Here is a 1552-nt window from a genome sequence, read left to right as displayed (position 1 = left end):
GCCCATCGCGCGGGCGGGACCGGGGTGGGCGGGTCGCGTAGCGCGCAGCCGGCCAGGACCGCGGCCAGAAGGCCGAGCCGGAAAGACGCATGAAGCAGGGGTGACAGGCGGAGGTTTGAAAGCACGGCGATCCTGCGTATCATCCCCCGACCATCCTGGCCATCGGCCACGAGAACAGGCGGAGCGAACATCATGCAGGTCCAGACCCAGTATCCGACGCCGACGCCCCACCTGGGGCATGTCGAAACCGTGATCGTGCAGTCCCGCGCCCCGGCCTGCGACGGGGGCGCGGGGGCGCTGGGCCATCCGCGCGTGTGGCTGCGCATCGCCGCCCACCAGACGTTCTGCCCCTATTGCTCGCGCCTGTTCGTGCTGAATCCCGACGCGGTGGACGAGGCCGCGCACTGATCGAACGACGATGTCCGACAACGCCCCGATTCACCTGATCCTGGTCGACGGATCGGGGTTCATCTTCCGCGCCTATCACGCCCTGCCGCCGATGACCGCGCCCGACGGCACGCCCGTCAACGCGGTGTTCGGCTTCACCAACATGCTGGCGCGCCTGCTGCGCGACCATGCGGGCACGCACCTGGCGGTGATCTTCGACGCGGGGCGGAAGACCTTCCGCAACGAAATCTACGACCAGTACAAGGCCCACCGCCCCGAACCGCCCGAGGATCTGCGTCCGCAATTCGGCCTGGTGCGCGCCGCGACGGCGGCATTCGGCGTGCCGGGGATCGAGGAACCGGGCTGGGAGGCCGACGACCTGATCGCCGCCTATGCCCGGCACGTGACCGAGGCCGGCGGACGCTGCACCATCGTGTCGTCCGACAAGGACCTGATGCAGCTCATCCGCCCCGGGGTGGAAATGATGGACCCGATCCGCCAGAAACCGATCGGGCTGAAGGAGGTCGAGGCCAAGTTCGGCGTGACCCCGGACAAGGTGATCGACGTGCAGGCTCTGATCGGCGATTCGGTCGACAACGTGCCGGGCGTGCCGGGGATCGGGCCCAAGACCGCCTCGGCGCTGATCGCGGAATATGGCTCGCTGGACGCGATCCTGGCGGGGGCGGCGGCGATGAAGCCGTCCAGGCGCCGCGACAACCTGATCGAATATGCCGACAAGGCCCGGCTGTCGCGCGACCTGGTGACCCTGCGCGCCGACGCGCCCTGCCCATTGCCGCTGGACGCGCTGATCTGCCGCGAACCGGACGAGGCGCTGCTGGGGGAATGGCTGCAAAGGATGGGGTTCCGCTCCATCCTGCACCGGATGGGGGTCAAGGACTCGGCGGCCGCGGTCGGCGTGGCGATACCGGCGCCCGCCCCCAGTCTAGTCTCTTCTCCGGCATCCTCTTCCGCTTCATCTCCTGTCTCTGCGGACGCGGCGCCCGACCAGGCGCCCTATGGACCGTACGAGACGGTGACCAGCGCCGAGGCGCTGGAACGCTGGCTGGCCGAGGCGCGCGCCGCCGGCTTCTGCGCGCTGGATACCGAAACCGACGGGCTGGACCCGCTGCGCGCCGGGCTGGTGGGGATTTCGCTGGCGGTGGCG

General features: G+C 69.7%; 2 protein-coding genes. Both read left to right on the top strand.

Annotated features, from left to right (window positions below; genetic code table 11):
• Positions 1-192 precede the first annotated feature (192 nt).
• Positions 193-408 carry a zinc-finger domain-containing protein gene (locus HUK84_RS17670; protein WP_176641419.1) on the top strand — a complete coding sequence of 72 codons (216 nt, stop codon included), beginning with the start codon at positions 193-195 and terminating at the stop codon, positions 406-408.
• A gap of 10 nt (positions 409-418) precedes the next feature.
• Positions 419-1552: 5'-3' exonuclease H3TH domain-containing protein (locus tag HUK84_RS17665; protein WP_281362849.1), on the top strand; the 1134-nt coding region annotated here is incomplete at its 3' end.

Origin of the sequence: Nguyenibacter vanlangensis, from assembly GCF_013376155.1 — a bacterium.
Taxonomy (GTDB): domain Bacteria; phylum Pseudomonadota; class Alphaproteobacteria; order Acetobacterales; family Acetobacteraceae; genus Gluconacetobacter; species Gluconacetobacter vanlangensis.
This window is presented reverse-complemented; position numbering and strand designations above follow the sequence as displayed.

Coding starts and splice junctions, on each gene's coding strand:
- HUK84_RS17670 (WP_176641419.1), top strand. CDS start 193: ATGCAGGTCCAGACCCAGTATCCGACGCCGACGCCCCACCTGGGGCAT.